Here is a 7,616-nt window from a genome sequence, read left to right on the forward strand (position 1 = left end):
GCTGGAATTAAAGCTCCTGAAGTTCTGGCAAAACTTAAAGAGCTGGAAAAAGACAACATTAATCGCCTAAAAGTTTATGCAACTCTGCAAACTCTGTCAGACCCGGATATTTTCGTTTTTGGTGATTGTGCGCATTGTCAGCCTGAAGCAGATCAACCGGTTTTAGGCCCGCGTGCGCAAGTCGCCAGCCAGCAGGCCGCTTTTCTGGTCAGAGCCTTAAAAGCACGCATTAATGGTGAAAGCTATTTACCGATGTTCAAGTTTTCTGACAAAGGCTCATTATTGTCTTTAAGTCAAAACAGTGCTGTCGGTGAATTATTGGGTCAGGTCAATATTCAAGGCTTTGTCGCGAAATCCATGTATGTATCCCTGTACCGGATTCATCAGGCCACCATTCATGGCTATACCCATGCTGGTCTGTTAACTGCCAAAGACTTTGTTACACGAAAAATTGCACCCAAGCTGAAATTGCATTGAAATTGTAAATATTGTCCTCATATATGAAAAAATCGTCATTAAACATGTCAAATTGCATTTTTTTGCTATTTTTAGTCTACAAAAATACAATTTCACTTTATGATGTACCCTTAAAAAATTGAATGGATCAATTAATATGACTGCTATTGCAAATAACCTCGTGGTTTCTTTCCACTACACATTGACTAACGCAGAGGGTGAAACTCTCGACAAATCTCAAGGTGAACCACTTGCCTATTTGCACGGTGCAGGTAACATCATCCCTGGTTTAGAAAAAGCTTTAGAAGGCAAAACTGTTGGTGAAAAATTCACTGTAAATGTTCCTGCTGCTGAAGGCTATGGCGAATATAACCCAGAGCTAGTGCAAGAAGTGCCTAAACAAATGTTCCAAGGCGTAGACAACATCCAGGCAGGCATGCAGTTCCAAGCACAAACTGATGACGGCGTTCAAATCGTAACTGTTAAAGCAGTTGAAGGTGACAACGTAGTTGTTGATGCTAACTTCCCGCTTGCTGGTCAAGATTTAACTTTCGAAGTTGAAATCGTGTCTATCCGTGAACCTTCTCAAGAAGAACTTGATCACGGTCACGTACACGGTGCAGGTGGTCACCACCACTAAGACTTCCCGGTCTTTAGCACAAAAAGGCAAAGTGAAAACTTTGCCTTTTTTAGTGCCTTAAGATTTTAAACATAAAAAAAGCAGGACTAATGCCCTGCTTTTCATCATTAAAATCACGGATCACTCAAATTACGCAATCATTAACGTTTATTATAGATCTGCATTGCTGCTGGCAGATTTTGACGCATTGCTGCGATACGTTGACTGTTCGATGGGTGAGTAGACAGGAAAGTCACGCCAGTACTACCGCCTTCAAGCTTGTTCATTTTTTCCCAAAGGGTAATCGCGGCATTCGGGTTATAACCAGCACGTGCCATAAGGGTTAAGCCACCCTGATCGGCACGGCTTTCTAGGTTACGTGAGTAAGGCAAGCCGATACCAATCTGGCTACCCAATTGTGCTACTGCAGCACCACCTTGTCCTACGCCCGCTGCATTTAAACCAATACCCAATGCCAGATCAGTCAGGGCTTGTGCACCAAGTTTCTGTTTCGCATGCTCTTCCAGGGCATGGACCATTTCATGACCCATAATGGCTGCAATTTCAGCATCGGTCAGATTCAGCTTGTTCACGATACCGGTATAGAACACCACTTTACCACCAGGTGCGACAAAAGCGTTGACCTGATCAGATTTCAATACGGCCAACTGCCATTGGAATGCAGTACCCGTCTGGTTCAGCTGGTTGGCATAAGGTTTTAAACGGTTAAAAACAGCATTAATACGACTGTATGTCGCTGAACTGGTATCCAGCTGGCCTTTCGCTTTAGCGTCTGCCACCATGGCATTGTAGCTTTGGCTGGCTGAAGCATTTAAAGTCGCAGTATCTGCACCTGCAATATCGGCAATAGTTGTACAACCAGACAAAGTAATGGCTGCGGCTGCACCCATACCTAACAAGAATTTATTTTTCATTATAGTGACTCCACCATAAGCAAAAGGTTAATTTACATTGTAAAAAATTATAAGTTAAAGGCCGGATCAACTAAATGTACAATTACTTCATCTTGTTATATTTTATGTAATTTTAACCCCAATACTGTATCGCAAGCCAATAAATCAGACAGACAATATTTAAACCTAAATATAAATAACACAAAGGTTTAATTTTTTCTTCTAAAATTTCACTTTTACGCTTAAAAAATAGAAAAGCATTCTGTAACAAGATGACCGGTACCAATACACAGGCAATGATCACACTCAAGCCAATAAATGCACCGTAAATAATGTCAGGATCCTGAGTTTGGGCACGGATAATCAGCATCGCAATTGTCGGTGCGCCGCCCATCGCGAATAACAAGGAATAGAACATCGTTCCCGAGATATTTTTATGCATCCTGCATACTCATATTTTATTTTGTTTTATTCTAACAAGCGCCATGCCACTGCACAGCACTTGCTGTTAAGACTTTAGTCCTGAATTTCCAAATTATTTCTTAGCTTTATATACCGTCATCGCTTCAGGCATCAGCTGTTGCAAGACTGCAATTCGGTCATCATTTGTTGGATGCGTAGATGTAAATTTATTCAGGACGCTATTGCCACGGCTGTCTTGCGCATTCATTTTTTGCCACAACGTAATCGCTGCATTCGGGTTATAGCCCGCTCGTGCCATTAGCATGAGCCCGCCTTTATCGGCACGGCTTTCCAGATTACGTGAGAATGGCAAGCCCACACCAAATTGAGCACCCATATCCAGCAGTAGCCCACCATAACCACCAGCGGATTGCCCGACATACTTGCTACCGATACTTACTGCCAAATCGGTAAGTGCTTGCGCTCCTACCTTATTTTTAGAATGTTCCTCAAGCGCGTGCACCATTTCATGTCCCATGATGGCAGCAACTTCATCGTCTGTAAGTTTTAGTGTGTCGACAATACCCGTATAAAACACCACCTTGCCACCTGGTGCGACATAGGCATTAATCTCGTTGGATTTGATCACCGCCACTTGCCAGTCAAACTTCTGCCCAGTCTGATTCAGTTGATCCGCATACGGCTTCATTTTCAGGAAAACCCGATTTACTTTTTTATAGGTGGCAGAAGTCGTATCCAGAATCTGTTTCTGCTTGGCCTCTGTCAGCATCTGATTATAGCTTTGTGCTGCACTCAGATTTAATGTAGCTGAATCAGCTCCCATCAAATCTGCAACCGTAGTACACCCCGTTAATGTGGTCGCAATGACCATTCCCGCCAATAAATTTTTATATTTCATGACCTTCTCAAATATATAAGGTCAAAACATCATAAAGAATCCAAACAGGTTTTCAATCATTTTTATAAGCTTTTCCAAATAAAAAACCCTGTGAAATCACAGGGTTTTTATCATTTTCAGCTTAAAGGATTAAGCATCAAACGGATGGCGAAGAATAATGGTTTCTTCACGGTCTGGACCAGTTGAAATGATGTCGATTGGACATTCAATCAATTGTTCAAGACGTTTCACATAGTTAATTGCCGCTTGTGGCAATTGATCTAGTGATTTCGCACCGAAAGTAGATTCTTTCCAGCCTGGCATAGTCTCGTAAATTGGTTTTAAAGTTTCAAATGCAAGCGCATCAGAAGAACCAACACAGCCAGAATCAGCAGCTTCGTAACCTACACAGATTTTCACTTCTTCCAAACCGTCAAGAACGTCAAGTTTAGTCAAGCAAATACCAGACAGTGAGTTCACTTCTACTGAACGACGCAGGATTTCAGCATCGAACCAGCCACAACGACGTTGACGGCCAGTAGACGCACCAAATTCTGAACCTACAGTACCCAGGTGTTTACCAATTGCATCACCTGTATCTGTTGCAGCGTCATACACCAACTCAGTTGGGAATGGACCTGAACCTACACGAGTAGTATACGCTTTAGTAATACCAAGAACGTAGTCAAGGTGTAATGGACCAAGACCTGAACCTGAACTTACGCCACCAGCAGTCGTGTTTGAAGAAGTCACGTACGGATATGTACCGTGGTCAACGTCAAGCAATGAACCTTGCGCACCTTCGAACATGATTTTCTTGCCAGCTTTACGGTAAGCGTGAAGTTCACCAGTCACGTCCATGACCATAGGCTCGATCACTTTGCGCCATTCGTCGCAAAGCGCAAGTACGTCTTCAACTTTAACTGCTTCAACACCGAAGAATTGAGTCAATTGGAAGTTGTGGTATTCAAGCAATTCTTCAAGCTGAGCTTTCAGATGTTCGCCACCACGTACCAGGTCAGCTACACGGATTGCACGACGCGCTACTTTATCTTCATAAGCAGGCCCGATCCCACGACCAGTTGTACCAATTTTCGCATTACCACGTTTTTTCTCACGAGCTTGGTCAAGTGCGATGTGGTGTGGAAGAATCAATGGACAGTTTGGAGAAATGCGTAGACGTTCACGTACTGGCACGCCTTCTTTTTCAAGAATATCCATCTCTTTGATGAGCGCTTCAGGTGAAAGAACCACACCATTACCAATTAAGCACAATACGTTTTCACGTAAAATACCTGATGGAATGAGGTGTAATACAGTTTTCTTACCACCAACCACGAGAGTATGACCTGCGTTATGTCCGCCTTGATAACGAACTACTGCAGCCGCTTGATCTGTGAGCAGGTCGACGATCTTACCCTTACCTTCGTCGCCCCATTGGGTACCAAGTACCACAACATTCTTGCCCATAATAGCCTCATTACATCATGCTGTTAAAGTTGAAAGTCCCACTCAGCGACATGAACACTGAGTAAAACAATTAAAGCGATTAAATCGTTTTGATGGTCCACTCACCGTCCACATTCACCAGCTGGTGAGTTGCATACGGTACCGAGTTTAAATCATCATTACCTAATAACTGAATTACACTTAAGCCTTGTGCACGGGTTGCCTGAATCGCATTTAACAGCGCAGCATCTGTACCCTTAGGTGCTACCACAACTTTAGCTGTAGCAAACTTGCCTGCACTTAAAGCATATAAGTCACAAGAGAAACCGGTTGCCGGACGTGCACGACCAAAATGCTCACCAATGCCATCATAACGGCCACCTTGTGCCAGTGCCGCAGCACGGTTTGGTGCATAAACTGCATACATCAGGCCGGTGTGATAATGGTATGAACGTAACTCGACGACATCAATCCCAATATGCAGATTCGGCCAGCGCACCTGAACTTCATTTTTGGTGGTTTGCAGTGCATCAAATGCCTGTTTGAAGGCTGGATTTTCTAATACTTCAGCACTTAAATTCGTTTTTAAGGCATCCAGGTCACTTGCAAAGCGGCCAAGCGTATAGAAGTCTGAACCAAACTTAAGATTTGCAGTAAATTCAGCCAGTTCCGGCAATGCTTTACGTTGATACAGATCAGACAGTTGGCGTTCGGTTGCTTTACTTAAACCCGCTTGTGCAATCAGACTACGGAACAGACCAACATGACCTAAGTCAAGGTGGACGCCGTCGGCCAGACCCGCTTCCTGAATCAGGCTGATCATCAGGTCAACCATTTCCACGTCAGCATCAATGCTGTCTGAACCAAATAATTCTGCACCTAATTGCAATGGTGCACGTGTGGTATTAAATCCTTGAGGTTTCGTATGTAAAACCGTACCCGCATAGCAATAACGAGCCACACCTTCCACTGGATGTACATGCGCATCGATACGAGCCACTTGTGGTGTCATATCGGCACGCACACCAAGCAAGCGGCCAGACAGCTGGTCGATCACTTTAAAAGTGGCTAAGTCTAAATCCTGATTCGATTCTGAGAGAGAAGATAGAGATTCAATGTATTCAATAAATGGCGTGTACACCAGCTGATAACCTCGAGATGCGAGGAAATCCAGTGATTGACGGCGCAGGCTTTCGATGACTTGCGCTTGTTCTGGTAATACATCAGCTACACCATCAGGTAATAACCATGTCTCTGAAATGGGCATGTTGTAAACCTAAATTCTTGTCAGCGCGGAATAAACCGCATAAAAAAATCGGGAGCACACCCGATTTCTCCTAGTCTAGCACGATCGTTTAGGCTGTGCATCGCAATTTTGATAATTTTCTCTGACTGAACAAAGGACTTAGATAGATAAACCAAATCATCTCTTTCTTATTAAGAGAAAATAGGCTGAATAAAATTTAATAACCAACATATCAACTTGATTTTCTAATATATTTCCCTAACCAAAACAATGACGAAAAACTTATTCTTGATTCAATCCTCATCTATCTAAGAGTAAAAATTTATAAAATATCAGTACTAGATGCTTAAAAATAATCCTATACAAAAACTCAATGTGGGAACTTAAATGACCAAGAAAACAGCATCATTCTGGTAGAGTTTAAAGGCACTGCAAAGACTCCTATATTTCTTATAAACTTTCTTTCTCCTTCTAGAATAAAACCCGATCATCTCATGCCTCCCTTCCAGCCACGTATTACGCCTTCTGATGCTACTTCTCTGAGTGAGTTTCAACGTGGTGTGAAAGACTGCATGCCTTTATTATTGGGTGTAATTCCCCTGGCGCTGGTCTTGGGTGCAACAGCAGCACAAAAAAATTTTAGCCTGCTTGAAGTGCCTTTACTGACCGGGCTGAACTTTGCTGGCGGTTCCGAGTTTGCAGTTTTAGAAGCCTGGACTGATCCACCGCATCTGCTTACCTTAATCTTTATTACTTTTCTCATTAACAGCCGCTATATTCTGCTCGGTGCCAGTCTGGTACCTTATTTAAGACATCTTCCAAATCGAAAAATCTTTCCGGCATTATTTTTTATGGTCGATGAAAGCTGGGCCTTAAGCCTGACAGATGCACAGCGTCGACTGGCACAGTTTGGTTATCGATATGCTTTTAGTCTGCCTTATTATGCCGGGCTATGTATTGTTCTTTATCTGGCTTGGGTCGGCTTTACGACACTCGGTGCCCTGCTTGGACCCGTGCTAGGAGACATTAACCGTTTTGGTTTTGATATGGCTTTCCCCGCCATTATGCTGGTCTTACTGAAAAGTATGTGAAAAGGCTTTACTGAAGCCAGACCTTGGCTAATCAGTTTTATTTGTGCTGCTCTGGCTTATAGCTATCTACCAGGTAACTGGTACGTACTAATCGGTGCACTTGCAGGCATTGCCTCTGCCTTCTGGCTAATTCAGGAGGATGAAGCATGATCCAGATGAGCACTTTTATCGCAATCTTATTAGTTGCGCTAACGACTTACTGCACCCGGATACTTGGCTATGTCCTACTCAAAAATAAAACTTTGAGCAAACGTCAGCGTAAAATTCTGGAAGTGATTCCAGGCTGTGTACTGATTTCGATGATCATCCCATATTTTTTACGAGATGATCCGGCTGATCTGATAGCCATAATGGTGACACTATTCGTTGCATCACGCTTTGGCATGCTGCCGACCATTTTGATTAGCATGGCCTCGGCAACTATTTTAAGAACCTTATTGGTTTAAATCCTTTATATAAGGCTAAGCCAGCATGAAAAGGTCTTATAACTTTGGTTCTACTACTTTAGCGAGCAGATTTACCAGTTCTGCATTTTGCAGCT

Annotated in this window: 7 protein-coding genes and 2 pseudogenes; 4 read left to right on the forward strand and 5 right to left on the reverse strand. The window is 43.0% G+C overall.

Annotated elements, in window-relative coordinates; genetic code table 11:
- Together B4J23_RS05855 and slyD are read left to right on the forward strand one after the other, a co-directional pair.
- Positions 1-477 (forward strand): annotated as a pseudogene (locus B4J23_RS05855) (NAD(P)/FAD-dependent oxidoreductase); the annotation flags it as partial.
- 136 nt (positions 478-613) lie between these two features.
- A complete protein-coding gene (gene slyD, locus B4J23_RS05860; RefSeq protein ID WP_004784172.1) occupies positions 614-1,096 on the forward strand; it encodes a peptidylprolyl isomerase in 483 nt (160 codons plus the stop codon).
- A gap of 140 nt (positions 1,097-1,236) precedes the next feature.
- Here slyD and B4J23_RS05865 read toward each other — a convergent pair whose 3' ends face one another.
- The 5 genes from B4J23_RS05865 to B4J23_RS05885 form a co-directional block, all read right to left on the reverse strand.
- Complete coding sequence (locus B4J23_RS05865; protein WP_004784174.1) at positions 1,237-2,010, reverse strand: M48 family metallopeptidase; 774 nt, start codon at positions 2,008-2,010, stop codon at positions 1,237-1,239.
- Between the two features lie 112 nt (positions 2,011-2,122).
- Positions 2,123-2,431: a hypothetical protein gene (locus B4J23_RS05870; protein WP_180025523.1), complete on the reverse strand. Its 309-nt coding sequence runs from the start codon at positions 2,429-2,431 to the stop codon at positions 2,123-2,125.
- A 93-nt stretch (positions 2,432-2,524) separates the two neighbouring features.
- The gene (locus B4J23_RS05875; protein WP_159123237.1) at positions 2,525-3,310 is read right to left on the reverse strand and encodes a M48 family metallopeptidase; all 786 of its coding nucleotides are present in this window, start codon (positions 3,308-3,310) and stop codon (positions 2,525-2,527) included.
- 129 nt (positions 3,311-3,439) lie between these two features.
- Positions 3,440-4,759 (reverse strand): adenylosuccinate synthase, encoded by a 1,320-nt coding sequence (locus B4J23_RS05880; RefSeq protein ID WP_004784184.1) that lies wholly within the window; start codon positions 4,757-4,759, stop codon positions 3,440-3,442.
- Positions 4,760-4,838: 79 nt separating this feature from the next.
- A complete protein-coding gene (locus tag B4J23_RS05885; RefSeq protein WP_004815411.1) occupies positions 4,839-6,005 on the reverse strand; it encodes an ATP phosphoribosyltransferase regulatory subunit in 1,167 nt (388 codons plus the stop codon).
- Positions 6,006-6,478: 473 nt separating this feature from the next.
- Here B4J23_RS05885 and B4J23_RS05890 point away from each other — a divergent pair.
- Together B4J23_RS05890 and B4J23_RS05895 are read left to right on the forward strand one after the other, a co-directional pair.
- A pseudogene (locus tag B4J23_RS05890) lies at positions 6,479-7,225 on the forward strand (AzlC family ABC transporter permease).
- The gene (locus B4J23_RS05895) at positions 7,222-7,521 is read left to right on the forward strand and encodes an AzlD family protein (RefSeq protein ID WP_291359239.1); all 300 of its coding nucleotides are present in this window, start codon (positions 7,222-7,224) and stop codon (positions 7,519-7,521) included. Before B4J23_RS05890 ends, B4J23_RS05895 begins: the two are co-directional and overlap by 4 nt.
- Positions 7,522-7,616 lie beyond the last annotated feature (95 nt).

The sequence above is a fragment of the Acinetobacter sp. UBA3025 genome (assembly GCF_002367915.1).
Taxonomy (GTDB): domain Bacteria; phylum Pseudomonadota; class Gammaproteobacteria; order Pseudomonadales; family Moraxellaceae; genus Acinetobacter.

Bases quoted from the DNA above. Each gene is read 5' to 3' on its own strand.
- B4J23_RS05885 (WP_004815411.1), bottom strand. From the start codon at position 6,005: ATGCCCATTTCAGAGACATGGTTATTACCTGATGGTGTAGCTGATGTA.
- B4J23_RS05870 (WP_180025523.1), bottom strand. From the start codon at position 2,431: ATGCATAAAAATATCTCGGGAACGATGTTCTATTCCTTGTTATTCGCG.
- B4J23_RS05875 (WP_159123237.1), bottom strand. From the start codon at position 3,310: ATGAAATATAAAAATTTATTGGCGGGAATGGTCATTGCGACCACATTA.
- B4J23_RS05880 (WP_004784184.1), bottom strand. From the start codon at position 4,759: ATGGGCAAGAATGTTGTGGTACTTGGTACCCAATGGGGCGACGAAGGT.
- B4J23_RS05895 (WP_291359239.1), top strand. From the start codon at position 7,222: ATGATCCAGATGAGCACTTTTATCGCAATCTTATTAGTTGCGCTAACG.
- slyD (WP_004784172.1), top strand. From the start codon at position 614: ATGACTGCTATTGCAAATAACCTCGTGGTTTCTTTCCACTACACATTG.
- B4J23_RS05865 (WP_004784174.1), bottom strand. From the start codon at position 2,010: ATGAAAAATAAATTCTTGTTAGGTATGGGTGCAGCCGCAGCCATTACT.